The 23,485-nt window shown below is 73.0% G+C and carries 20 protein-coding genes; 10 read left to right on the top strand and 10 right to left on the bottom strand.

The window, feature by feature from the left end:
• Window positions 1–71: 71 nt before the first annotated feature.
• Window positions 72–503 carry a subtilase-type protease inhibitor gene (locus AMK29_RS15660; RefSeq protein ID WP_073813171.1) on the bottom strand — a complete coding sequence of 144 codons (432 nt, stop codon included), beginning with the start codon at window positions 501–503 and terminating at the stop codon, window positions 72–74.
• A gap of 474 nt (window positions 504–977) precedes the next feature.
• Here AMK29_RS15660 and lanKC point away from each other — a divergent pair, with 474 nt between their 5' ends.
• The 4 genes from lanKC to AMK29_RS15640 all read left to right on the top strand — a co-directional run bounded on the left by lanKC (window position 978) and on the right by AMK29_RS15640 (window position 7,544).
• Window positions 978–3,608, top strand: coding sequence for a class III lanthionine synthetase LanKC (gene lanKC, locus AMK29_RS15655; protein WP_073813169.1), 2,631 nt, complete (start codon window positions 978–980; stop codon window positions 3,606–3,608).
• Between the two features lie 43 nt (window positions 3,609–3,651).
• The gene (gene ramS, locus AMK29_RS15650) at window positions 3,652–3,780 is read left to right on the top strand and encodes a mycelium formation morphogenetic lantipeptide SapB (protein WP_015037662.1); all 129 of its coding nucleotides are present in this window, start codon (window positions 3,652–3,654) and stop codon (window positions 3,778–3,780) included.
• A 174-nt stretch (window positions 3,781–3,954) separates the two neighbouring features.
• The gene (locus AMK29_RS15645) at window positions 3,955–5,721 is read left to right on the top strand and encodes an ATP-binding cassette domain-containing protein (protein ID WP_073813168.1); all 1,767 of its coding nucleotides are present in this window, start codon (window positions 3,955–3,957) and stop codon (window positions 5,719–5,721) included.
• A 137-nt stretch (window positions 5,722–5,858) separates the two neighbouring features.
• Window positions 5,859–7,544 carry an ABC transporter ATP-binding protein gene (locus tag AMK29_RS15640; protein ID WP_338012732.1) on the top strand — a complete coding sequence of 562 codons (1,686 nt, stop codon included), beginning with the start codon at window positions 5,859–5,861 and terminating at the stop codon, window positions 7,542–7,544.
• Between the two features lie 35 nt (window positions 7,545–7,579).
• Here AMK29_RS15640 and AMK29_RS15635 read toward each other — a convergent pair whose 3' ends face one another.
• A complete protein-coding gene (locus tag AMK29_RS15635; protein ID WP_073813166.1) occupies window positions 7,580–8,194 on the bottom strand; it encodes a response regulator transcription factor in 615 nt (204 codons plus the stop codon).
• Window positions 8,195–8,514: 320 nt separating this feature from the next.
• Between AMK29_RS15635 and AMK29_RS15630 the strand changes: the two genes are divergently transcribed.
• Window positions 8,515–10,521, top strand: coding sequence for an acyl-CoA dehydrogenase family protein (locus AMK29_RS15630; protein ID WP_073813164.1), 2,007 nt, complete (start codon window positions 8,515–8,517; stop codon window positions 10,519–10,521).
• A 61-nt stretch (window positions 10,522–10,582) separates the two neighbouring features.
• On the opposite strand, the gene AMK29_RS15625 is transcribed toward AMK29_RS15630, so the two are convergent.
• Window positions 10,583–11,236, bottom strand: a complete 654-nt coding sequence (locus tag AMK29_RS15625; RefSeq protein ID WP_073813161.1) for a RusA family crossover junction endodeoxyribonuclease — start codon at window positions 11,234–11,236, stop codon at window positions 10,583–10,585.
• Between the two features lie 204 nt (window positions 11,237–11,440).
• On the opposite strand from AMK29_RS15625, the gene AMK29_RS15620 reads away from it, so the two are divergent.
• Window positions 11,441–11,893 (top strand): phospholipase, encoded by a 453-nt coding sequence (locus AMK29_RS15620; RefSeq protein WP_073813158.1) that lies wholly within the window; start codon window positions 11,441–11,443, stop codon window positions 11,891–11,893.
• Between the two features lie 114 nt (window positions 11,894–12,007).
• Here the strand turns inward: AMK29_RS15620 and AMK29_RS15615 are convergent, their stop codons facing one another.
• From AMK29_RS15615 to AMK29_RS36380, 3 genes are all read right to left on the bottom strand, one after another.
• Window positions 12,008–12,688, bottom strand: coding sequence for a class I SAM-dependent methyltransferase (locus tag AMK29_RS15615; RefSeq protein WP_073813829.1), 681 nt, complete (start codon window positions 12,686–12,688; stop codon window positions 12,008–12,010).
• A 166-nt stretch (window positions 12,689–12,854) separates the two neighbouring features.
• The gene (locus AMK29_RS37640; protein WP_073813155.1) at window positions 12,855–13,136 is read right to left on the bottom strand and encodes a hypothetical protein; all 282 of its coding nucleotides are present in this window, start codon (window positions 13,134–13,136) and stop codon (window positions 12,855–12,857) included.
• Between the two features lie 273 nt (window positions 13,137–13,409).
• Window positions 13,410–14,600, bottom strand: a complete 1,191-nt coding sequence (locus AMK29_RS36380; RefSeq protein ID WP_158071316.1) for a cytochrome P450 — start codon at window positions 14,598–14,600, stop codon at window positions 13,410–13,412.
• Window positions 14,601–14,875: 275 nt separating this feature from the next.
• On the opposite strand from AMK29_RS36380, the gene AMK29_RS15600 reads away from it, so the two are divergent.
• Window positions 14,876–16,063: a cytochrome P450 family protein gene (locus AMK29_RS15600; protein ID WP_241845384.1), complete on the top strand. Its 1,188-nt coding sequence runs from the start codon at window positions 14,876–14,878 to the stop codon at window positions 16,061–16,063.
• Window positions 16,064–16,145: 82 nt separating this feature from the next.
• Here the strand turns inward: AMK29_RS15600 and opcA are convergent, their stop codons facing one another.
• Both opcA and AMK29_RS15590 read right to left on the bottom strand, forming a co-directional pair.
• Window positions 16,146–17,057 (bottom strand): glucose-6-phosphate dehydrogenase assembly protein OpcA, encoded by a 912-nt coding sequence (gene opcA / locus AMK29_RS15595; protein WP_073813146.1) that lies wholly within the window; start codon window positions 17,055–17,057, stop codon window positions 16,146–16,148.
• Between the two features lie 147 nt (window positions 17,058–17,204).
• On the bottom strand, window positions 17,205–17,738 hold the full coding sequence (locus AMK29_RS15590; protein WP_073813827.1) for a DoxX family protein: 534 nt from the start codon (window positions 17,736–17,738) through the stop codon (window positions 17,205–17,207).
• 542 nt (window positions 17,739–18,280) lie between these two features.
• On the opposite strand from AMK29_RS15590, the gene AMK29_RS15585 reads away from it, so the two are divergent.
• The 3 genes from AMK29_RS15585 (at window position 18,281) to AMK29_RS15575 (ending at window position 21,546) form a co-directional block, all read left to right on the top strand.
• A complete protein-coding gene (locus tag AMK29_RS15585) occupies window positions 18,281–19,006 on the top strand; it encodes a dienelactone hydrolase family protein (RefSeq protein ID WP_073813143.1) in 726 nt (241 codons plus the stop codon).
• 287 nt (window positions 19,007–19,293) lie between these two features.
• Window positions 19,294–20,682, top strand: a complete 1,389-nt coding sequence (locus AMK29_RS15580; RefSeq protein ID WP_073813140.1) for a pyridoxal phosphate-dependent decarboxylase family protein — start codon at window positions 19,294–19,296, stop codon at window positions 20,680–20,682.
• 441 nt (window positions 20,683–21,123) lie between these two features.
• Window positions 21,124–21,546: a DUF350 domain-containing protein gene (locus tag AMK29_RS15575; protein WP_073813137.1), complete on the top strand. Its 423-nt coding sequence runs from the start codon at window positions 21,124–21,126 to the stop codon at window positions 21,544–21,546.
• A 19-nt stretch (window positions 21,547–21,565) separates the two neighbouring features.
• Here AMK29_RS15575 and AMK29_RS15570 read toward each other — a convergent pair whose 3' ends face one another.
• Entirely contained in the window at window positions 21,566–22,042 is a 477-nt protein-coding gene (locus tag AMK29_RS15570; protein WP_073813135.1) for a hypothetical protein, read from the bottom strand.
• Window positions 22,039–23,472, bottom strand: a complete 1,434-nt coding sequence (locus AMK29_RS15565; RefSeq protein ID WP_073813132.1) for a WGR domain-containing protein — start codon at window positions 23,470–23,472, stop codon at window positions 22,039–22,041. The genes AMK29_RS15570 and AMK29_RS15565 overlap by 4 nt, the downstream gene beginning before the upstream one ends.
• Window positions 23,473–23,485 lie beyond the last annotated feature (13 nt).

The following is a 23,485-nucleotide window of genomic DNA, read 5'->3' as shown; positions in this document are numbered from 1 at the left end:
CATCATCCTTCCGAGCGCTCGCGGCCGCAGTGCGCTCGGAGCCCGGCCGCCCCTCGCGGCGCCCGCGGCTGTCAGAAGGCGAAGGCCGCCCCGCCGTTCAGGGTGGCACCCATGGTGCAGGTGTTGGCGAAGGTGTGGGTCCATGAGGTGCGGGCCCCCTCCCACACCCCGTCCACGCTGACGGTGACCGGGTCGAAGTGCTGCGGGCACATCCGGTCCGGGTTCGGGGAGGCGAGCAGACCGTCGAAGGCGCCGCCCGGCGAGGTCGCCTTGAGTTCGGCGCAGGCGGCCTCGGGGGCCGGGTGCGTTCCGGCCGCGGTCGGCGCGCAGCTGAGCGTCACGGCGCGCAGGACGGTGGCAGCGCTCGCGTCGGCGCCCTTGCTGACGCTCAGTACGAGCGCGGAGGGCGCGTAGAGGCTGTCGGTCCGGGCTTCCGCGACACCGGCGGCGCCGGTGAGGAGAAGAAGGGCGGACGTGGAAGCTGCAACGAAACCGCGAAGCATGACGGAGACTCACTTTCGATTCGAAGACCAGTGGTGGTTTCAACCTTCAGATAACCACCTTGCGTACGCCTCGGAGCGTGTCTGACACGCAGAGCGATGACAAGTTCGCGGTCGCTATTCGGACACCGCCCCCCGTATACCGGCGCTCGCACAGGTGTGCAGCAGGTCAGAGCCGGTCCGGGGCGGTTCCGGCACTGGTCCGCACCCGCCCCCGCGCGGGCCCGTCATGGCCGCCGGCCTGCCCAGGGACGTGTGAGGTTTACCGAACGGTCATTCAGTACGACCGATTCTCGACGCGAGAAGGGGGAGCCGCTGCCGCCGGGGGACGTCGGCGCGACCCGCGCGACCAGGAGGGTGTGCGCGGCGCCCTGGTGACCCGTGCGTTCCGCACATACGGAAGGTGACAGCGGCGACTGTCGGGGCCCGTGGGGGCCGTGACAACGTCGTGTCCGTCATCGACCGAGGGAGTGCGCAGTGAACAAGGGGTACGCGGTGTTCTGCGACGCCGACCGTCACTTCTACGACGCGCCGCACCGTCTGGTCTTCGCCGGGTCCGGGAGCGGCTCCCTCTACCGGGCGGCGACCCTCCCGGTACCCGAGGGCTGGACCTCGCACCGGACGGGCGACTGGCTCGCCCTGCGTCCCCTGGACCACACGCTCCCTTCGCAGGGCTGGAAGATCCACGTCTCGGCCGGGCTCGACAACGCGGAGGCGGTCCTCGCCACGGTCCGCGCGTACTGCCTGGAGCAGGTCGTGGCGTTCAAGTTCGTCCCCAGCCGCTATCTGCTGCACCAGCGCAACGCCAAGTACGCGGACCGCTCCGCGAGCGGCAAGTTCATCACCGTCTACCCGGCCGACGACCGGCAGTGCGAGCGGGTGGCCACCGACCTGGCGGGCCTCCTTGACGGCGAGCCCGGTCCTTACATCCTGAGCGACCTGCGATGGGGCCGGGGCCCCGTACACCTGCGGTACGGAAGCTTCACCCTCCGCCACTGCTACGACGAGCACGGGGAACTGCGGCCGGCCCTCGAGGACGGCTCCGGCACGCTCGTACCCGATCGGCGCGGTCCCGTGTTCCACCTGCCCGAGTGGGTGACGCCACCCGCCTTCGTGCGCCCGCACCTCGCGGCGAGGGCCGCGGTGACCGTGGCGGACATGCCGTACGAGATCGAGAAGGCGCTGCACTTCTCCAACGGCGGCGGGGTGTACGAGGCCCGGCACCGGCGGACCGGCCGACGGGTCGTCCTCAAGGAGGCCCGCCCGTACGCCGGGCTCGCCGCGGACGGGGCGGACGCAGTGACCCGGCTGCACCGCGAACGCGACGCGCTTCGGCAGCTGTCGGGGCTCCCCTGCACGCCGGAGGTCCTCGACAGCTTCACGATCGGCGAGCACCACTTCCTGGCCCTGGAGTTCGTCGAGGGCAAGCCGCTCAACACCTTCTTCGCGCGGAGGCATCCGCTGATGGAGGCCGAGCCGTCGGCCGAGAGGATCGCCGAGTACACGGAGTGGGCCCTGCGGATCCACGGGCTCGTCGAGCGGGCCGTGGCCGACGTGCACGCACGCGGGATCGTCTTCAACGACCTGCACCTGTTCAACATCATGGTGTCCGAGGACGAGTCCTCGGTGACGCTCCTGGACTTCGAGGCGGCCAAGCCCGCCGCGGAGGGCGGTCGTCAGACCGTCGCCAACCCGGCGTTCGTGGCACCGGCCGACCGACGCGGCTTCGACGTGGACCGTTACGCCCTCGCGTGCCTCCGGATCGCCCTGTTCATCCCGCTCACGAGTCTGCTGGCCGTCGACCGGGCCAAGGCCGCGCATCTCGCGGAGGCGGCGGCGGCGCGGTTCCCGCTGCCGCCCGGTTTCCTGGACGAGGCGGTGCGGGAGATCCTGCGCGATCCGGCCGGCGACCCGCCCGGCCTGAGGGGACCGGCACCTGAACGCCCCTCGGACCGCACCCGGTTCCTGCCCGTGAAGCCGGGAGACTGGCCGGCGGCCCGGGACTCCCTGGTACGCGCCGTCATGGCATCGGCGACGCCCGAGCGGGAGGACCGGTTCTTCCCCGGCGACATCGCCCAGTTCGCCACCGCCGGCGGCGGCATGACCGTGGGCCACGGCACCGCCGGAGTGCTGTACGCCCTGCGCGAGAGCGGGGGCCCACGATGTCCGGAGGCCGAGGACGGGCTGCTGCGGCACGCCAAGCGACCCGACTCCGGCACGCCGCTCGGCTTCTACGACGGGCTGACCGGAGTCGCCTGGACCCTCGACCGGCTCGGGCACGCGGCCGCCGCGCTCGACCTGGCCGCACTCGTCCAGGAACAGGACTTCGACGCCCTCGCGCCCGACCTGCACGGCGGGACGGCCGGTATCGGCCTCGCCCTGGACGCCCTGGCCACCACCACCGGTGAGAGCGGCCTCCACGCGGCGGCCCTGCGCTGCGCCGAGCTGTCGGCCCGCCCCCTCGGGGCGTCCGCCCGGACGACGGGGGCCGCGTCGGGCAAGGTGCGGACGGGGCTGCTGCACGGCGGTGCCGGGCGGGCCCTGCTGTTCATACGGCTCTACGAACGCACGCGGGACTCCGCGCTGCTCGACCTCGCCGCCGACGCGCTCCACGACGACCTCTCCCGCTGCGTCCGCGGCGCCTCCGGGACCCTCCAGGTCGACGAGGGCTGGCGCACGATGCCGTACCTCGGCGCAGGAAGCGTGGGCATCGGCATGGTGATCGACGACTACCTGCTCCACCGGCACGACGATGCCCTGGACCGGGCGCGACACGACATCGTGCGGGCGGCGCAGGCCACCTTCTACGCCCAGCCGGGTCTCTTCCGCGGCGTCGCCGGCATGGTCCTCCACCTCGCTCGTACGAACGCCGGCGGGCCCGGTACGACCCCCGAGGACGTACGCCGACAGGTGGGATGCCTCACCTGGCACGCCATGACCTACCAGGGCCATCTCGCCTTCCCCGGCGAGCAGATGATGCGCCTCTCCATGGACCTCTCCACCGGCACCGCGGGTGTCCTGCTGGCCCTCGCGGCGGCGCTGGGCGACCGCCCGGCCCACCTGCCGTTCCTCCCGCCGCTCCCGCGGCCCCACGAACCGGCCCCGTGACGGGGTCGTCCCGCACAACCGTCCTCTACGAAAGGCAACGATCATGAACCTGTTCGACCTTCAGTCGCTGGAGACCCCCAAGGACGAGGCCATCGGCGACGTCGAGACCGGCAGCCGCGCGAGCCTCCTGCTCTGCGGCGACAGCAGCCTCAGCGTGACGACCTGTAACTGACCCCATCCGGCTTCCCGCACGGCGCCCCGAGCGCCGGTGTGGAGTCACGGTGCCCCTGGAGCGCTGCTCCCGGGGCACCGGCCGTCGGGGCGGCACCCCGTGGCCCCGCCGCCGGGGCCGCACACCCGCCGCCCCGCGAGAAGGCCGCTCCCGTAGGAGAAGAGAGGGCATCGGATGGCCTGGCCGACCGGCTCCGACCGGCTGTTCGCCGGCGCCGTACGGCACACCGCGGGCCTCACCGCGGCGCTGCTGCTCTGCTCGGTCGTCGGCGCCGCCTGCTCGCTCGCCGTACCCGCGCTCGCCGGCAGGACCCTGGACATGCTGCTGCGCCACCGGCCCGGCGCGGAGACGTGGCTCGTGTGGACCGCGGTGCTCCTCGTCGCCGAGATCCTCAACGAGACCGGCGCCGTGCTCCTGACCCAGCTCTCCAACGCCCGCGCCACCTCCTGGTACCGGCTGCGCGCGCTGGGCGGCCTCCTCGGGACCGCGCCCCACCGTGCCGCACACCTCTCGGGCGGCGACGTCGCCGCCCGGCTGTGCGTCAACGCCACCGACAGCGGCACCGCCCCGGCGGCCCTCGCGACCTCGGTGTCGTCCGTACTCGTACCGATCGGGGCGCTCGTCGCCCTGGCACTCATCCACCCCTGGACCGCGGTCGTCTTCGCCGCCGGTCTGCCGCTGCTCCTGCTGCTGCTGCGCGCGTTCGCCACGCAGTCCTCGGACTCGGTCGCCCGGTACCAGCGGGCTCAGGCGTCCATCGCGACCCGGCTGGCCGAAGCACTCGGCGGCGCCCGTACCATCGCCGCCGCCGACACGGCCCGCCGCGAGGAGGAGCGCGTCCTCGCCCCGCTTCCCGAGCTGACCCGGCACGGCACGCGCATGTGGCTCGTCCACGGCCGCGCCGTGGCCCGCAGCGGCGTCCTGCTCCCGCTGCTCACCACGGCCGTCGTCGCGGTGGCGGGCGCCGGTCTCGCCGCCGGGGACGTCAGTGTGGGCGAACTGCTGGCCGCGTCCCGGTACGCGGCACTCGCCGCCGGGATCGGCGGGATCGCGGCGCCGCTCGGCACCCTGGTCCGAGCCCGCGCCGCGGCCCGCCGCACCACCGAACTCGCGCGGCTGACACCGATGTCGTACGGCTCCGCCGTCCTGCCGGCCGACGGGCCCGGTGCCCTGGAGCTACGGGGGGTGCGCGTGGTGCGCGGGGGCGTCCCCCTGATCGCGGACGTGACGCTCGCCCTGGGCGGCGGGTCGACGGTCGCCGTCGTGGGCCGCTCCGGAGCGGGCAAGTCCACCCTGGCGTCCGTCGCGGGCCGGTTGACCGACCCCGACGCCGGACAGGTCCTCCTCGACGGTGTCGACCTGGCCGACCTGTCGTCCGCGGAGCTGCGCGGGGCGATCGCGTACGCCTTCGCGCGCCCCGTGTTCGACGGCGGTGCCACGGTCACGGTCGGCGCCGCGGTGGCCGCCGGGGTCGGTCCCCGCCACGGTCCCGCCACGGCGGAGGGGGTCCGGGAAGCTGCGGCGGCCGCGTGCGCCGACACCTTCGTACGGCTGCTGCCCCTGGGCTACGGGACCCCCGTGGACGAGGCCCCGCTGTCCGGCGGCGAAGCGCAACGTCTGGGACTGGCGCGGGCGTTCATCGGCCGTGGACGTCTGATGATCCTCGACGACGCGACGTCGAGCCTCGACACGGCCACCGAGCGGCAGGTGGAACTCGCCCTCGCGGCGTCACCCCGCCCGTGCACCAGGCTGATCGTCGCCCACCGGGTGTCCACAGCCGCCCGGGCGGACCGGGTGGTCTGGATGGAGGCGGGCCGCGTACGGGGCTGTGGACCGCACCCCCTGCTGTGGGAGGACCCGGACTACCGTGCGGTGTTCCTGGCGGAGACCTCCCGGCCGGGCGCCATGGCGCCTGCGGCGGGGGCGGGGGCGGGCGAGTGACAGCGGCGCCCGGCACGGGCCGGACGCACGATCTGACGGCGCCGACGGCGCCGACGGCGGCGTCCGCCCCGGGAGTCGCGGACGGGTCTCGGCGCGTCACATCCCCGGTCCGGTCCCTCCTGCTCCGGCGCAAGGGCGTGCTGGTGAGACTGGCGGCGTGGTCTCTCGCCGAGTCCGCCCAGACGTTCCTGGGCGGCTACTGCGTGGCCCGCTCCCTCGACGACGGGTTCATGCGGGGCTCCCCACGGACGGGGCTCCTCTGGCTGGTGGGGGCCGCCGTCGCCATCGTCCTCGGCGCTCCGGTCGTCCGGGGAGTCTTCGCCCAACTCCCCCACCTCACGGAGACCCTGCGCGACCACCTCGTACGGGAGTCGGTGACGCGGGCGCTGCGTGCGGCCACGAGCGCGGGCGGTGGCGCGGACGCCACCGCGGTGTCCCGGCTGACGAGCCAGACCGAGATCGCCCGGGACAGCTTCGCCGGCCTAGTGCTCGCCACCCGTTCCTTCGTCTTCGTCGCCGCGGGGGCCCTCGTCGGACTGCTGTCCCTAGCACCGCAGTTCCTCCTGGTCGTGCTCCCTCCCCTGGCGCTGGGCCTGGCCTTGTTCACGGCATCCCTGCGGCCCATGGCACGGGCCCAGCACCGCTACCTAGACGCCGACGAGGTCGTCGGCCGCCGCGCCGAGATCACCCGTGACGCCCTGCGGGACACCGTCGCTCTCGGCGCCCAGGAGGCGACCGCCGCGGTGAACCGCCGTGCCGTCGCCGAGGCCGCGGCCGCCCAGCGCGCCCTGGCCCGCTGGGCGTCCGTCCGCACGCTCTCCGTGGCGACGGCGGGGCAGCTGCCCGTCTTCCTGCTGCTCGCGGCCACCCCGTGGCTCCTCCGTCAGGGCGTGACCGCGGGCGCCGTCGTGGGGGCGCTGACCTACGTCCTGCAGTCCCTGCTCCCCGCCCTGCACACGCTCATGACCGTCCTGGGAGCCGCCGGCGCGCGGCTCTACGTCATCCTCGACCGGCTCACCCGGCCACTGCCCGCCGCACCCCCGCCCCCGTCCGCACCCGCACCCGGCCCGGCCCGCACGGGCCGGACGACGGCGGCCCTGGAGCTGCACCGCGTACGGGCCGCGTACGGTCCCGGTGCCCGCCCCGTGCTCGACGATCTGGAACTCACCGTCGAGCAGGGGGAGCACCTCGCGGTCGTCGGCCCGAGCGGCATCGGCAAGTCGACCCTCCTGCACGTGGCGGCGGGCCTGCTGACGCCCGAACAGGGCGACGTACGACTCCTCGGACGCGCCGCCGGAGCCTGCGGCCCGCCGGAACTCGCCGCCCTGCGCGTGCTGCTCCCCCAGGAGGCGTACGTCTTCACCGGCACGCTGCGGGACAACCTGCTCTATCTGCGGCCCGGGACCGGTCGGCCCGAGACCGACCGGTCCGCTGTCGACCGGGCCGTGGACGCGCTCGCCCTGGGGCCGCTCGTCGACCGGGTGGGCGGGCTCGACCGTACGCTGGCGCCCGACGCCCTCTCCCTCGGCGAACGCCAGTCGATCGCCCTCGGGCGCGCCTATCTGGCACCCGCCCCGCTGTTGTTGCTGGACGAGGCGACCTGCCACCTGGATCCCGTCGCGGAGGCGACGGCCGAACACGCCCTGAGCGCCCGCCCCGGGACCCTGGTCGTCGTGGCCCACCGGTTGTCGTCCGCGCTCCGGGCCGACCGGATCCTCGTCGTCGACGGCACCCGGGCCCAGCACGGAACGCACGCGGAGCTGCTCGTACGGTCCGCTCTCTACCGCGACCTGACGGGGCACTGGGGCGGTGCCGGCGGATGAGCGGCCGGCACCGCGGCGACGTCACGCGGCGGCGGTCACGTCCACCCGGCGCCCTGGGCGATCCGGATGGCGTCCACGCGGTTGCGGGCGCCGACCTTGCGGATGACGCTCGCCATGTAGTTGCGGACGGTTCCCTTCGACAGGAACAGCGTCGCGGCGATCTCGGCGATCGGTGCTCCGTTGGCGGCCAGCGAGAGGACGCTCAGCTCACGCCGGGTCAAGGGCATCTCCGCCGCCTGGAGGAATCCGAGCGCCAGCGTGTCGTCGATGAAGCGCTCCCCCTTGGCCAGCCGGTGGACGGCCTCCAGTAATCGGCCCTTGGGGCTGTCCTTGTCGACGAAGCCGACCGCGCCCGCCGCGTGGGCCCGTCGCAGCACCCCGGGCCGCTGCCCCGGGACGAGGGCCAGCAGAGCGGAGCGGCCCGCGGTGCCCGCTCCGCGCGGGGGCACGGACGCGGTCGCGGGCGCCACGGCGGTGGGTGGCAGACACTCGGCGTCGGCGACGTACACGTCCGTCTCCGATCTCTCGGCGGCCGGGCCGTGGGGCCATCGGGGCAGCGAGGAGACGACCTGGACGCCGTTCGACCGCAGCAGTTCCTCGAGCGCGGAACGCAGGAGCCGCTCCTCGTAGACCACCGTCACCCGTATCATTCCCACCCCTTCGGTCCTCCGCCGTGCCGGGGTGCACGACGCGAGCAGACACCCTCACCCCTCTGCCCCGGCCACACAGGGGGGAACGGGGCAGCGGGCGCACGGGGGGCGCACTCCGATGCGCCTCGGCCGGATCCGTTCCGTCTTCTCGAAGGCGGCGCAGGCCGGGGGCGTGCGGGGCCGTCCGGGCCGTACGGGGAATGTCCGGTTCGCACACCCCTCACGGCCTACGTGAGGAGCACGCCCCCCTGTCGCTCCACGCCAGATCCGCCACTCGATCGTCCCCGGTTGATCCTTTCGCGGCGGGGTAGCGAAGCGGCATGGCCACCGACAACGCATCCCCCGCCACGACCGGCTACGTGCAGCCCGCCATCGACGTCCGGAGACTGGGCGCGGTGCTCGACGGCGAGTACGCCGGGATCCGCGGCCTCGTCAGGACCAACCTGGCGAGGTACGCCTCCGTCCTCGAGGAGGCCGACGACCTCGGAGTCGACGCGTTCCGCGAGCGGGTGCGTGAGGTCGTCGTCGAGATGGCCGCGACCGGCCAGACCGGCATGGGCTTCCCGGAGGCGTACGGCGGGGGTGGCGACGTCGGAGCCTCGATCGCCGCGTTCGAGACGCTGGCCTTCGGTGATCTGTCGGTGCTGGTGAAGGTCGGGGTGCAGTTCGGGCTCTTCGGCGGCGCGATCCTGCACCTGGGCACCGAGCGCCACCACGAGGCCTACCTGCCGGGTCTGATCACCGGTGAGCTGATGGGCTGCTTCGCCATGACGGAGACCGGGCACGGCTCCAACGTGCAGGCACTCGGTACCGTCGCGCGGTACGACGCCGCGCGTCAGGAGTTCGTCATCACCACGCAGGGCGACCAGGCGCGGAAGGACTACATCGGCAACGCCGCCCGCCACGCGGAGCTCGCGGTCGTCTTCGCCCGGCTGGAGGTGGACGGGAGGTCCGAGGGCGTGCACGCCTTCGTCGTGCCCCTGCGGGTCGCGGGCGAGGTGGCGCCGGGCGTCCGGATCGAGGACGACGGACGCAAGATGGGCCTCAACGGCGTGGACAACGGCCGTATCTGGTTCGACGGGGTGCGGGTGCCGCGCGAGGCGCTCCTGAACAGGTTCGCCGACGTCAGCCCCGACGGCGTGTACGAGAGCTCCATCGCCAACCCCGACCGGCGCTTCTTCACCATGCTCGGCACGCTCGTGCAGGGCCGGGTCAGCGTCGCCGGTGCCGGGATCGGCGTCGCCAAGGTCGCCCTCGCCGTGGCGACGAAGTACGCCGTGCGGCGGCGGCAGTTCGCGGCCTCGGCGGACGCCGAGGAGCAGGTGCTCCTCGACTACGGCCTGCACCAGCGCCGGCTGCTTCCGCTCATCGCCCGGACGTACGCCTTGCACTTCGCGCAGGACGTGGTGCGCTCGCACCTGCACGAGGTCTTCTCCGGCGCCGAGGACGACGCCCCGGCGCGGCGGCGGCTCGAGTCACGGGCCGCGGGTCTGAAGGCACTCGGCACCTGGCACGCCACCCGGGTCGTCCAGGAGTGCCGCGAGGCGTGCGGCGGCGCCGGCTACCTCGCCGTCAACCGGTTCGCCGCGCTCAAGAGCGACAGCGACGTCTTCACCACCTTCGAGGGCGACAACCACGTCCTGCTGCAGCTCGTGGCCAAGGGGCTGCTCACCGATCACGCGAGCGAGTTCGAGGACCTCGACCAGCTGGGTGTGGTCCGTTACGTCACCGGACTCGCCGTGGAGACGGTCATCGAGCGGACCTCCGCCCACAAGCTGCTGGAGCGGGTACGGGATCTCCTGCCCGGCGGCGACGAGTGGGACCGGGAGGCCGGGCTGCTCGACCCGGAGTACCAGCTCGCCATGCTCCGCTTCCGGGAGGAGCACATGCTCGCCGGCGTGGCGCGCCGCATCAAGCGCGGGACGGATCAGAAGCGCGCTCCCGGCGCCGTGTTCTCGCAGGTGCAGGACCACGTCATCGCGCTCGCCCGCGCGCACGTGGAGCGGCTGGTGGCGGAGGCCTTCGTCGACAAGGTGCGCGCGATGCCCGAGGGCGGGGAGAGGGAAGCGCTGGCTCTGCTGTGCGACTTGTGCGCCCTGTCGACGATCGAGGCGGACCGGGCCTGGTTCATGGAGCACGGCCGGCTGACCGTACAGCGCTCCAAAGCGATCACCCGCGAGGTGAACGACCTCTGCCGCAAGGTCCGGCCCCTCGCGGTCGACCTCGTCGACGCGTGGGGCATCCCCCCGGAGATGCTTCGCGCACCGGAGCTGGTGGGAGGCGATCCGGAACCGACGGCACCGAGCCCTGCGGCATCCGCTCGGTGAGTGGGTTCGGTTGACGAGCCGGTGATCCGCACCGGCTCGTGGAACGGCAGGTGCGACGCCGTCAGAAATCCTCCTGGCGGCGCACCTCGAACTGGCCGAGCCGCGCACGCGGAAACGGCCGTACCGACGGGAGAACGCTCCGTGCGACGTCCTCGGAGATTCCCGTGTCCAGCATGTGACGGTGTCCTGCCAGTGCCTCGCGATATGCCCGCACGATGACCGCCTGAACGGATCTCTCGGCCCTCGGCAGGAGGTAACAGCGGTCTGCACCGAACTCCACGAAGGACAGCCCTTCGCGGGACAGGTAGTCGTCAGCCCTCAACGCCGTGAACTGCAGTTCAAAGCCTGCCCGCGGTCCGGGGGTCATCCAGGAAGCGCGGATCGACTGAACCTGATTGTCATCGATCATGATGCCGTCGAGCCCCGTGACCGCATCGAGGATCGGCTTGAGGACGTTGTCGATGTCCGCCACCAGATGGGTCTGATAGCGGCGGGACTCCTCGATGTACCACACCAGGGACACTTCGACGTCGTGGGTGAACACACCTGTCGTGGCTGTCCGCACAGCTGAGGCCAGCGCGTCCTTGAAGCCGGCTTTCCTGACCGGACCGGCCTGGAGCGACACGGGGTCCACCGCGCTGAGGATGTCGACCCGGCCATGACCGCGGAACTCGCGCACCTCGAAGTCGTCTTCGGTCACCACTGAACTGGACATGGGCGGCATGTTCTCAACCCCGGAGGGTCGTCACAAGCGCGGAGGATGCCGAGCCCGGCGCCGTCCGCCCGGCGGGGCGGTTGCGCCCACGACTCCGCGGCAAGGCCGACGCGCAAAGGTCTGTACAAACGCTGTCGCCCCGTCGATCATTTTGTCATGTACCTGCCGCCCGATCGTCGGGCGGCAGTCCTATGGAGGTGTGGGATGCACCAAAGGCTTGCCGTCGGCCTGTCCGCCTCGGCCCTCGCTCTGTTCACCACCGTCGCCACCGCCACTGTCGCCACGGCGGCCCCTGCCGACAAGCCCCAGGTGCTCTCCAGTTGGACGCAGACCAGCGCGTCGAGCTACAACCTCTGGGCCGCGGCCCGAGCCAATCAGGGCGCCTGGTCCGCCTACGGCTTCGACTGGTCCACCGACTACTGCTCCACCTCGCCGGACAACCCCCTGGGCTTCCCCTTCTCGGCGTCGTGCGCCCGGCATGACTTCGGCTACCGCAACTACAAGGCCGCCGGCACCTTCAGCGCCAACAAGGCCCGTCTGGACAGCGCCCTGTACGAGGACCTCAAGCGCGTGTGCCTCAACTACAGCGGCGCCACGAAGACGACGTGCAACAGCACGGCGTGGACCTACTACCAGGCGGTCAAGGCCTTCGGCTGATCGACCCGTACGCGCCGGGAGGCGCAGCCGGTCCGGGTGCGCCTCGGGGAGACGGGTCGACCGTGTCTGCGGACCGTTCCCGCGCCGGTGGCGGTCCCGGTCCGCAGGAGCGGCTCAGCGCAGTCGGCGGGCGCGCAGGACCACGTCGTCCGTGTGGTGCGCGCCGGCGCCGCCCTCCGGGGACACCCGCGGCCGCTGCTCGTCCACCTCCACCGCCCAGTCGTCGCCGAGCAGCGGCACGACCATGGACGGCCAGACGTAGTCGGCCGGGTCGAAGCCGGTCTCGTTCACCTGCTGGGACTCCATTCCCGCGTGGTGGACGAGCAGCAGTACGCCGCCGACCGCGACGGCCGAGAGCAGCGCGTGCTCGGCCACGCGGTCGGGAGTGCGCAGCAGCACCGGGTACTGAGCGGAGACCAGGTCGTACGAGGCCGGGGGAAGCGCCGCCTCCGTCAGGGTGGCGTGGACCCAGCGGATGTCGACGCCGGCGTCGCGGGCGTGTCCGGCCGCCCGCTCCAGGGCCACGCCCGAGACCTCCAGGGCCGTCACGTCCCAGCCGCCGCGCGCGAGCCAGACGGCGTCCGCGCCCTCGCCGCAGCCGACGTCGAGGACCCGTCCCGGGGTGAGCCCGGCGACCTCGGCCACGAGCGCGCCGTTGGGCCGACCGCTCCACAGCTGTTGCCGGTCGGCGTACCTGTTGTCCCACTCCGCCCGCACCGCGGGGTCTCCGACGTATCCGTCGGCGGTCGGGAAGATGTCGGTGGCGGACGTCGCCCATGCGATGTTTTCAGTCACGAACCCACCGTTGCCCATCGCATACCGGACACGCCACCGCTGTTGCCGGACCGGCAAATCCAGGACGGCGACGGGCCTGGCGGACCGTACGCCCGTCTGCGTACCGCACGTCCGTTCCGGCGCGCCGGGCTGCCCCCGCGGACGCGGGGCCACCGAGGCGGGTCGTTCACTCGCCGGTCACGCCCAGGAGCCGGCGGGTGCGGGCGCTCGCGCCGCTGAGGGCGAGCGGGATGCCCAGGCTGGTGCACATGCGGTGGGCGCGGGTGAGGGTGCTGAGGGTGGCGGGGGTGGGGTCGGCGCTCGGGACGGCGATGACCACCCGGGTGGGCCGGTGCGCCTGGACCAGGGCCTGGATCTGGAGGGCGCCCGCGGCCCGGTTGGTGACGTCCAGGTCGCGGTGGAGGGTCACCGTCAGGACCTGGTCGCTTACGGCATGGCTGATGAGCATGGAGACCCTCCGCGCGGGACGAGGAAGACCCACGTCCGGGCACGGTGTGGGTGGTTCGTCCGAGGATGTCACGGAGATCGGCCCGACGACGCTCTCGTGGCGCCGACGGCGCGGAGTGTCCGGCCGGACGGGCACACGGCCCGCTCCCGCGTGCGGGCCGGAGCCCGAGCCGTGCAGCCGGCTCGGGCTCCGGCGGGTGCGCGTGTGGCGCGCACGGGCGTGGTGCCCGCCTCCAGGACGGGCCGCACGCTCACCGGTTTCAGTGCCAGTACTTCATGGTCGTACCTCCTCCCCCGTGTCGGGACGCAGGGTGACCTCGAAGCGGTCGAGACCGCGGAGGGTCAGATTGCGCCGGTGGTCCGGTTCCGCGACTGCCCGTGCGTCGGGGTACTCCCCGGCCAGGGCCCCGAGGACCGATCCGGTGAGCCGGATCGCCATGGACGCGCCCAGACAGGCATGGGCCCCGCGGCCGAACCCGAGGTGCGGGTTCGGCGCGCGGTCGAGTCGCAGCTCTGCGGGGTGGTCGAAGCGGAGCGGGTCGTGGTTGGCCGCGCCCAGGAGAAGCGTGACCGGATCACCCGCTCTCATGGTGACGCCACCCAGTTCGGTGTCGGTGACGCAGACCCGGGCGTCCGCCTGGACCGGTGCGTCGTACCGGATGAGTTCGTCCACGGCCGTGGACGGGGTCTCCCGGAACGCGGCGAGCGCGCCGGGGGTGGTGAGGAGGGCGGCCGCCGCGTTGCCGAGGAGCCGGGAGGCGGATTCGTAGCCCGCGTGGAGGACGGCCCGCAGGCTGTTCCGCAGAACCGTTTCTGCCACGCCGCTGTCCGCCGCGTGCTCGGCGACATGGGCGATGAGGCCGTCCTTGGGCGGATCGGCGAGCCATCCGCCCGCGTACGCGGCGAGTTCGGCGCGGGCGGCGACGGCAGGCTCGTGCTTCTCCGGCCACAGCCCGGCGTCCATGCCGTCGACGACGGTACGGGACATGGGCACGAACCAGTCGAGCTCGGGTGCCGGGACGCCGAGGAACGCGGTCACGAAGCGGAGGGCGACCGGTTCGGCGAGCTCCCCGACGAGGTCGAAGGAAGGGCGCGGGGCCAGCTCGGCGAGCAGCTCCGCGATCTGTCCGTCCAGGTCGTCGTGGAGCGCCTGGCGGTCCTGGGCCCGGAAACCGTCGAGCAGGAGGTGCCGGATGGCGGTGTGCTCCGGCGGGTCGAGGGTCTGGACGCTCAGCAGCGGGGCGGGGATGTCCTCGCCGGCGCGGCGCCAGTCGGAGGCGAAGCGGTGACTGTCGGTGAGGACGGCGAGGCAGTCGGCGTGCCGCGTCAGGACCCAGGAGCCGAGCAGTTCGTGCCAGAACACGGGGCGGGCCTCGCGCATCCGGGCGTAGGCCGGGTACGGGTTCCGCAGGGTCGACGGACGGGCCAGATCCAGAATCGGGTCCACGGCTGCCGCTTGCTCCACGAACGTCTCTCCCTGTGCATGGGGCCTGGTTGAGGCCTTGACTGCTTCCAAGTTGAGCGATGCGCGAGGCGGGTCCACCGGTGGGTGGAGCGCCTCGCCGGTACGTCTCCGGCGGTTCGCCGGTGGTGCGTCGTACATCATCCGAGCCGAGCGCCGGTGACGCTACCACGCAACTGGGGTGGCTGGTATGACTACTTGCCAGAGATCTTTCACAAAGCAGCGGGGAGTGAAGGAAGATGACCGGTCAGGAACAGGCAATCGTCCACGATGTCCCGGTGAACGTCGCTCAACAACCCAATCCCTACCCGCTCTTCGAACGCATCCGGGAACACGGTGTCGTCCAGCGCGTCCGACTGAATCCCACCCTTGAAGTCTGGATGGTCACCGGCTATGACGAGGCGGTGGCCGCGCTCACCGATCCGCGCCTCAGCAGCAGCCCCGCCGGAGTCAGGGGGCTGGAGGAGGAGATGGCCCATCAGGAACGCACCAACGTCCTGATGACCAGCATGCTCGTGGCGAACGGCGAGGACCACACCCGGCTGCGCAATCTCGTCTCGAAGGCCTTCACCTTCCGTCGCGTGGAGCGGATGGCGCCCCGCGTCCAGGCACACACCGACGCCCTCCTCGACGCGATCGCGGGACGCGGATCAGCCGATCTGGTCTCGGAGTTCGCCCTGCCGCTACCCATGGCCGTGCTCAGCGAGCTGATCGGCATCCCGGCCGAGGGGCAACCGGACTTCGCCCGTCTCGCGGTCGGCCTCATCATGCCGCCCAACACCCCCGAGCGGCTCGCGAAGGGAGCGCGGGCACGCGACGAACTCATCGCGTTCTTCGAGCCGTTGATCGCAGCACGCAAGGCGGCCCCGAAGGACGATCTGCTGAGCGCGCTGTGCGCCGCCCAGGCCGAGGAGCGGATCAGCGACCGCGAGCTGACCGCCATGGCCATCCTGCTCACGCTCGCCGGACACGAGACGACGGCGAGCCTCATCGCCAACGGGGTCCACGCGCTCCTGCGCCACCCGGACCAGTTCGCCGCGCTGCGCGACGACCCCTCGCTGCTGCCGGGGGCGATCGAGGAACTCCTGCGCTACGAGGGACCGGTGAGCCGGGGCGTCGCCCGCTTCACCGTCGACGCGTACGAGATCGGCGGCGTCACCGTCCCGCCGGGCGAGATGATCATCATCGGACTCGCCGCGGCCAACCGCGACCCGGCCCGCTACGACCGTCCCGACATCCTCGACGTGGCGCGCCGCGAGGTCCCGCAACAGCTCGCTTTCGGCCACGGTGTGCACTTCTGCCTGGGTGCGCCGCTCGCCCGCACGGAGGCCAGGATCGCCATCGGCACCCTGCTGCGCCGCTTCCCCGACCTACGGCTCGCGGACCCCGACGCGGACCTGAGCCGGCGCGAGGGCATCCTGCGAGGCATGGCCACACTCCCCGTGACGTTCACTCCCGAGGGCTGACGCCGCCTGCCGGAGGGAGGGTGCGTCAGCGCGGCCGCGCAGTGCGGCCGCAGGGCTGAAGACGCCTGCCGGAGGGGGCGCGTCAGGCGCGGCCGCGCAGTGCGGCCGCGTAGGCCTCGTCGGGGTCGAGACGGCGCAGTTCCTCGGCGATCAGCTCGGCGGTGGTACGGACCTTCAGGGCGAGGACCCGGCTGGGCTGGCCGGGGATCGCGAGCCTGGCCACCGGGCCCTCGGGGCGGTCGATGCGGATCTCGCCGTCCGCGGTGCCCATGCGGACGGCCGTGACGACGGGCCCGTCGGTGACGATCCGGTCGACGGGGACGCCGAGCCGGACCTCGATCCAGCGGGCGAGGAGCTCGGCGCTGGGGTTCTCCGCCTCGCTCTCGACGGCGGCCGAGGTGACGGTCAGCGGGGCCTGGTCGAGCGCGGCGGCGAGCATCGAGCGCCAGGGGGTGAGCCTGGTCCAGGCGAGGTCCGTGTCCCCGGGGGCGTAGGAGGCGGCCCGGGTCTCCAGGGCGGTGAGGGGGTCCTCGACCGCGTACGTGTCGGTGATACGGCGCTGCGCGAGTGCGCCCAGCGGGTCCTGGGAGGGCACGTCCGGGGCGTCGACCGGCCACCAGATGACGACGGGCGCGTCCGGCAGGAGCAGCGGCAGGACCACGGAGTCGGCGCGGGCGCCGAGTTCGCCGTGGAGCCGGAGCAGGACCGTCTCCCCGGAGCCGGCGTCGCTGCCGAGGCGGACCTCGGCGTCGAGCCGGGTCTCGTGGCGCCCGCGGGGTGAGCGGGCGTGGCGCTTGATGACCACGAGGATGCGGGAAGGGTGCTCCCGTGAGGCCTCGTTGGCGGCCTTGACCGCGTCGTAGGCGTTCTCCTCGTCGGTGACGACGACAAGGGTGAGCACGGCACCGGCGGCGGGGGTGCCGACGGCCCTGCGGCCTTGCAGAATGGCCTTGTTGATCTTGCTGGAGTCGGTGTCCGTCAGATCGATCTTCATGCGCGGCGGCCGTCCCTTCCTCTGCGGCGAGCCTAACCCTCCCTCGCGGCGGACACGTTGCGGGCCCCCGTCGCGGTGCCGGTCAGACGCGTTCCGGAACCGTCTCGGACCCGGGGGCCACGCGGCTTTCCCGATCCGGCCAGGCGTTCACGGGGCTTCCGCGTCCGCCTCGGCGGCGGCCTGCTCCTCGGCGCGGCGGCCCACCACGGCCGCGGCGGCGAGCGCGGTGCCGAGGAAGGCGGTGGCCACCACCCAGGGGCGGTCGAGGACGTGGCCCGAGACGTGGTCGACGGAGTACCGGCCGGCGCCCGTGACACCGATCGCGGCGGCGACGAAGCCGAGGAACGCCGGGTACTCGTACCCGCCGCCCTGGGCGAAGAAGCCCGCGGGGGCGTGGACGGCGACGGCGCCCGCCATGGCTCCCGCGGCCGCGGCGCCGGCGGCGGGAGTGGCGAGGCCGAGGGCGAGCAGCACTCCGCCGCCGGCCTCGCCGAGCCCGGCGGCGACGGCGCTCTGCCGGCCCGGGTGGAAGCCCATGGCCTCCATCGCCTTGGTGGTGCCCTCGATCCCACCTCCGCCGAACCAGCCGAGGAGCTTCTGGGTGCCGTGTGCGGCGAGCACGGCACCGGTGCCGACCCTCAGCACGAGGAGGCCTACGTCGCGTCGGTTGGGGTGGCCCATGGGTATCTCCAGTGCGGCAGGACGGACACGTACGCCCTCCACTCTCGCCGCCTTCCCCGGCGCGCGCCTGCCGTGGCGCCAGGCGCGTACTCCGCACGAGTCAGTGCCGCGCCACCGCGGGCCCCGCGGGTCGCGCAACACACCGGGCTCTGTGCCGGCGGCGTCGACCGCGCCACGGCTGGCCCTGGACTCGCGGCCCGGAGCGGCGATGGACCGGCCCTCCAGGTAGGCGGCCCGTACTCGGTGACCGACGCCCGCGAGGAGGTCCATGCCGGAGACCGCGCCGTCGTGGTTGCGCAACGCGAGCCGGTCGCGGTGCGGGACGTCGAGGATGTCCCCGGTGCCGCGCACCAGGCGGAACGTTTCGGAGATGTGCACGGTGTCACCCGGCCGTGCATGGGTGAGCAGGTCGCCCCTGTCGTCATTCGATCACTTGACGACAGGCGGACCAGGCGTCCGGGTGATGTGGTCGAGACAGGCTGCTGTCTGCCATCGGTGAACACCGCCCCGAGCGGGCGCAGCGGTCATTACCGTTCCGTCGCATGACGACGGTCGCAACCCGCACGGTCGAATACCCGGCCGACAACCTGACGATGATCGGACACCTCGCGCTCCCGGCCGGTGCCGGGCGCCGGCCCGCGGTCCTGATCGGGCCCGAGGGGATGGGGCTCAGCGATGTCGAGCGCCGGCGGGCCGAGGCTCTGGCCGAGCTGGGGTACGTGGCGCTGGCCTTCGACCTCCACGGCGGACGTTATCTGGAAGACCCGGAGGACATGCTGGCCCGTTGCCTGCCGCTGCTCGCCGATCCCGACCGCATGCGAGGAATCGGCCACGCCGCGCTCGACGTGTTGCGTGCCGAACCACGGGCCGACCCCGACCGGACCGCCGCCATCGGTTACGGCACCGGGGGCGCAGTCGCACTGGAACTCGGTCGCGATGGCGTCGACCTGCGCGCGATCGGAACAGTCAACGCACTGACCACGGGCCGACCGGGCGAGGCGGCGCGCATTCGCTGCCCGGTGTGGGCCGGGGTCGGGTCGGAAGACCCGATCATGCCGCCCGTGCAACGGGAGGCGTTCACCGCGGAGATGCAGGCCGCGGGCGTCGACTGGCGCCTCGTGGTCTACGGAGGAGCCCTTCACGCCTTCCACCACCCACCGGTCGACCATGCCGCGCCCAACGGCGTCGGCCACCATCCACGGCACGCACAGCGAGCCTGGCGTGACATCGTCGCCCTGCTCGCCGAGTGCCTGCCCGTCACGGACTGATCCGATCGGTTTCAGATACTCACTCCTACCCATCCAATGGCGTCTTCGCCCGCTCCGGCGGGACTCCCGCACGGGGAGCCGCCGGTTCGTCTGCCGCCGGTAGGTGTCGTCGACCGGGTCGACCGCGCGCGGCCTCCTACTTCACGCAACCCCCCAGGTTCGGCAGCGTGTCCAGGATGTGCGAGGGAGTCGCGCGAGGCGGCGCACCGGTCCGGTTTCCCCGATGGGACCGGGTTACGGGGCGGCGGCTCCGTACGGTCGTGGTCACACGCCACGAAGGAGATGCCATGGACCCGCGACTCGCCGCCGATCGCGACGGATTGCCGCACCTGTTGGAGACCGTCCGGCGCCACGCTGTCGGCCGGCTCGCCCAGGTCTCCGAGCGGGAGGTGGTCCCCGCGGCGCCGTGGCCGGCACCGGACCCCCTGCCCTCGCAGGGGGCGGGGCTGCAGGGGGCACTGGACGCGTTCGCCGCGCGCTGGGAGCCGACGCTCTCCGCGAGCGCAGGTCCGCGCTATCTCGGCTTCGTCACCGGCGGGGTGACACCGGCCGCGCTGGCCGGCGACTGGATGACGGCGACCTGGGACCAGAACGCGTTCTCCTCCCTGGACGGGGCGGGCCAGCACCTGGAGCGCGAGACGATCTCCTGGCTGCGGACCTTGTTCGGCCTGTCCGACGACCAGCACGGAACGTTCGTCAGCGGCGCCACCATGTCCAACACCGTCGGCCTCGCCGTCGCCCGCGAGTGGCTCGGAGAACAGCGGGGGGTCTCCCCGGCCGAGCACGGAGCGGGCGCGCTCGGCAGCGTACGGGTGCTCTCGGGAGCCGCGCACTCCAGCATCCCCAAGGGGTTGTCGATGCTCGGTCTGGGACGCCGGGCCCTGGTGCGGGTGCCGACCCTCGCCGGGCGGGAAGCCGTCGACCTGGAGGCCCTGGAGGCCGCGCTCGCCGCAGGCGAGGGTGACGGTCCGTGCATCGTGGTCGCCAACGCCGGCACGGTCAACACCGTCGACTTCGACGACCTGCGCGCCATCGCCGTGCTGCGCGAGCGCTACTCCTTCTGGCTGCACGTGGACGCCGCCTTCGGCGCCTTCGCGGCCCTGTCCCCCGCCCACGCACACCTCGTCGACGGCCTCGACCTGGCCGACTCGATCTGCGTCGACCTGCACAAGTGGCTGAACGTCCCCTACGACAGCGCCGTGCAGTTCACCCGCCGTCCCGACCTGCAGACAAGCGTCTTCCAGAACGCCGCGGCCTACCTCGGGCCGCTGGGAGACACCCCCGACCTGGTGCACCTCACCCCGGAGAACTCCCGGCGGCTGCGCGCGGTCGCGGCCTGGTTCACCCTGCGGGCCTACGGCCGGGACGGCCACCGCGAGATCACCGAGCGGTGCATCGGATGCGCGCGTGTCCTGGGCGACGCCGTCGAGGACACGCCCGGCCTGCGGCTGCTGGCACCGGTGCGCCTCAATGTCGTCTGCTTCACCCTCGCCGACGATCCCAGCGTCGAGCGGCTCGCCGCGCTGGCGGAGCGGCTGGCCGACGAGGCCTTCCTCACGCCGACCGTCCTCGACGGCGTGCCCGCCCTGCGCGCCGCCTTCAGCAACTGGCGGACCACCGAGGCCGACGCCCGCCGGGTAGCCGCGGCGCTGTGCGCCGCGACGCGCGAAGTGTGAGAGCCGGCTCGACGCCCCGGTGCGGCCGGAACGACCCGGCGTCCTCGGAGACGCGAACGACCGCAGGCCCGCAGCGACGGCCGCCGCCGCTGGAGCCGCCCGCCGACCGCAGCGCCCCACCCCTCCCTCACGATCTCGCCCGACGTACCGTGGACGACCATCCGCCGACCGGCGCGCGGGGTCACGGTGACGGCCGGCGCCGTCCATCGCGTCACGCACGGACGCGTCGTCGAGTACCGGATCCAGATCGGAGGGCGGGGAATCGCCGCCCGATCACGGCACGACGGCGCCGGGTCAGCGCGTCTGACGCCCTGTCGGCACACGTCGCTCCGCTGCCCGACGCATGGGCGGCGACGGGCGCTGTTGACGCGTGCGCTACATTTTGCCGGTCCTTGACCGCTGATCCCTTTCGGGATCGTGACCTTGCGGAGCCCGCACCCCATGAGCGACATCGTCAACGGCCTCGGCCGGGCCGGCGCCTACGGCGCCCTCGGCGTGGTCCTGCTGATCCTCGGCATCGTGCTCGTGGACCTGCTGACCCCCGGGAAGCTCGGCCGCCAGATCTGGGAGGACCGCAACCGCAACGCGGCGATCCTGCTCAGCTCGGCGCTCCTCGGCATCGGCGGCATCGTCTTCACCTCGATCTGGACGACGTACGACGACTTCGGCAAGGGCCTCGTCTCGACGGCCGCGTTCGGGCTCCTCGGTCTGGTGATGATGGCCGTGGCGTTCCTGGTCGTGGACCTGGTCACGCCGGGGAAGCTGGGTGCCACCCTGGTCGACCCCGAGCCGCACCCGGCGGTCTGGGTGACCGCCTCGTGCAACATCGCGGTCTCGGCGATCGTCTCCGCCTCCATCGCCTGACACCCGGTCCCTTCCGGGGTCACCCTCCCAGCGGTTCCACCTCCAGGAAGCGGCGTCCGCGCGGCCCCTTGTAGAGGAGGGCCTCCCAGCCCAGCCGCGCCAGGGCCGGCACGCACGCTCCGAGCGCCTCCGCCTCCTCACGCGCGGCGCCCGAGCCCGACGGTCCCAGCCACTCCACCACGGCCGTGGCGGGCCGGTCCCCGGCACGGACCCGGTATCCGGTGGCGATCCGCGCACCCGAGGCGTCCACGGACGAGGGCACGAGACCTCCGGACTCCAGGGCGAGGGCCACGGCGCGCACCGGCTGCCGGCGCTCCCAGTCGGCGGGCACCGTCCTCGGGTCGGCGCCCTGGTCCGCGGTGAGCCGTCTGATCTGGAGCAGTCCGTCGACGGCGGCACGGATCTCACGGGACCGCTGCTCGGCGTCGGCCGGCGGCAGCGGCGGTCCGTCGCCGGTGGCGGCCTCGAAGGTGCCGCCGCCGGGCCCCGCCGTCACAGCAGCCGCCGGATGTCGCCGCGGACCCGGTAGAAGCCGCCCGCGGCGGCATGCAGGTCGTCGACCACATAGCGCGCGCCGGGCTCCCGGATCGCCCTCGGGAACTGCACGTTCCACGCGGAGTCGTAGCCCTGGGAGACGACGCGCACCCGCGTCCTGCCCGACTCGCTCACGCATTCCACGACGATCGAGCCGGCCGGGGCGTCGCTGACGGTGCTCACCGCGGTCACCGTCGTCGCCGGCTCGTACACCGGCAGGGCGGCTGCGAGCTTGATGTCCCGGGCGACCGGCACCGTGCCCTCCTGGGCGGCCCGGATCGCCGTCTCACTCGCGTCCACGCACACCAGCGATCCGTCCGTGGTCACCAGGTAGAGCCGCTCGTCGCGGTACTGCATGGAGAGCGCCGACCCTCCGCCCGTCCCGAGCTTCCACAGGCGGGTGCCGTCCTCGGCGAAGCAGTAGACGGAGGAGGCCGAGTCGGCGGCGAAGACGAATCCGCCGCCGGGCGAGGTGGCGCACGAGTACACGGGGCTGTCGCAGGCGTAGACCGCCTCGACGCGTCCGTCCTTCTTCGCGAGCCGCTGGACCTTCCTGCGTGCCGTGCCCGCGTAGACCGCGGTGTCCTCCTGCCAGCCGAAGAGGACGCCGCCCTCGGTGGCCGTGTGCCACAGCTCGCCGCCGCCGTCCGGCGCGTGGGCGGCGACGCCCCGCGTGTCCCCGTAGTAGACGGCGTCCCCGTCGGCGCGGACCATCCAGGCGTGCTCCCCCTGGCCGCCGCGCGCCCACTGGTGCTCGTCCTCGTGGTCGATGACGGTGAGCCGGCCCGAGCGGTCGGCGACGTGCAGGACGCCCTCGTGGATGTCGAGCCAGAAGATGTCGACGTCGGTCGCGATGTCGTACGCGGCGAAGGGCAGCTTGGACGACAGGTCGTACACCTTGCCGTCGTCGCAGCCCGCGTAGATCCAGAAGTCGTCGGCGACCAGGCACTTGACGCCGTCCGGCAGGCTGAAGCGGGCCTGCACCTCGCCGGAGCGGTCCAGGGTGAACACGTCCCCCGCCTGGTTGCCGACCCAGCAGCGCTCCTCGTCGACGTGGATGCCGAAGGCCGCCGACCCGGTCCGGAAGCGCCACAGGACAGGAGCGACGGCGCGCGCGGTGGACGGCGCGGAGGTCACCGCACGGCGGGTCACGGCACGGGCGGCACGCTCTCCGCGCACGGCCGGCGCATACCCCTTGCGGACCTTCTCCCCCAGCTTCTTCGCCGCGGCGGCCTGCGCCTTCGCCTGCGTCGGGAACGTCGAGCGCTGCGTCGTGCCCGCGGTGCCGATCCGGCCGTAACGGACCGACACCGTGAGGTCGTCCACGGCCACTTCGTAGAACTTGTGGGCACCGCCGCCGTCCTGCGACAGCTCCAGATAGGTCGTCGTCATGGGGAAAACGGTA

Source organism: Streptomyces sp. CB02261, from assembly GCF_001905665.1.
Taxonomy (GTDB): domain Bacteria; phylum Actinomycetota; class Actinomycetes; order Streptomycetales; family Streptomycetaceae; genus Streptomyces.
The sequence above is the reverse complement of the archived record's forward strand: the minus strand, read 5'-3'. Positions and strand labels throughout refer to the sequence as shown.

Bases quoted from the DNA above. Each gene is read 5' to 3' on its own strand.
- AMK29_RS15620 (WP_073813158.1), top strand. From the start codon at position 11,441: ATGCACCAAAGGCTTGCCGTCGGCCTGTCCGCCTCGGCCCTCGCTCTG.
- AMK29_RS15565 (WP_073813132.1), bottom strand. From the start codon at position 23,472: ATGACGACGACCTATCTGGAGCTGTCGCAGGACGGCGGCGGTGCCCAC.
- AMK29_RS15575 (WP_073813137.1), top strand. From the start codon at position 21,124: ATGAGCGACATCGTCAACGGCCTCGGCCGGGCCGGCGCCTACGGCGCC.
- AMK29_RS15585 (WP_073813143.1), top strand. From the start codon at position 18,281: ATGACGACGGTCGCAACCCGCACGGTCGAATACCCGGCCGACAACCTG.
- ramS (WP_015037662.1), top strand. From the start codon at position 3,652: ATGAACCTGTTCGACCTTCAGTCGCTGGAGACCCCCAAGGACGAGGCC.
- AMK29_RS15590 (WP_073813827.1), bottom strand. From the start codon at position 17,738: ATGGGCCACCCCAACCGACGCGACGTAGGCCTCCTCGTGCTGAGGGTC.
- AMK29_RS15660 (WP_073813171.1), bottom strand. From the start codon at position 503: ATGCTTCGCGGTTTCGTTGCAGCTTCCACGTCCGCCCTTCTTCTCCTC.
- AMK29_RS15625 (WP_073813161.1), bottom strand. From the start codon at position 11,236: ATGTCCAGTTCAGTGGTGACCGAAGACGACTTCGAGGTGCGCGAGTTC.
- AMK29_RS15645 (WP_073813168.1), top strand. From the start codon at position 3,955: ATGGCCTGGCCGACCGGCTCCGACCGGCTGTTCGCCGGCGCCGTACGG.
- AMK29_RS37640 (WP_073813155.1), bottom strand. From the start codon at position 13,136: ATGCTCATCAGCCATGCCGTAAGCGACCAGGTCCTGACGGTGACCCTC.
- AMK29_RS15630 (WP_073813164.1), top strand. From the start codon at position 8,515: ATGGCCACCGACAACGCATCCCCCGCCACGACCGGCTACGTGCAGCCC.
- opcA (WP_073813146.1), bottom strand. From the start codon at position 17,057: ATGAAGATCGATCTGACGGACACCGACTCCAGCAAGATCAACAAGGCC.
- AMK29_RS15580 (WP_073813140.1), top strand. From the start codon at position 19,294: ATGGACCCGCGACTCGCCGCCGATCGCGACGGATTGCCGCACCTGTTG.
- AMK29_RS15635 (WP_073813166.1), bottom strand. From the start codon at position 8,194: ATGATACGGGTGACGGTGGTCTACGAGGAGCGGCTCCTGCGTTCCGCG.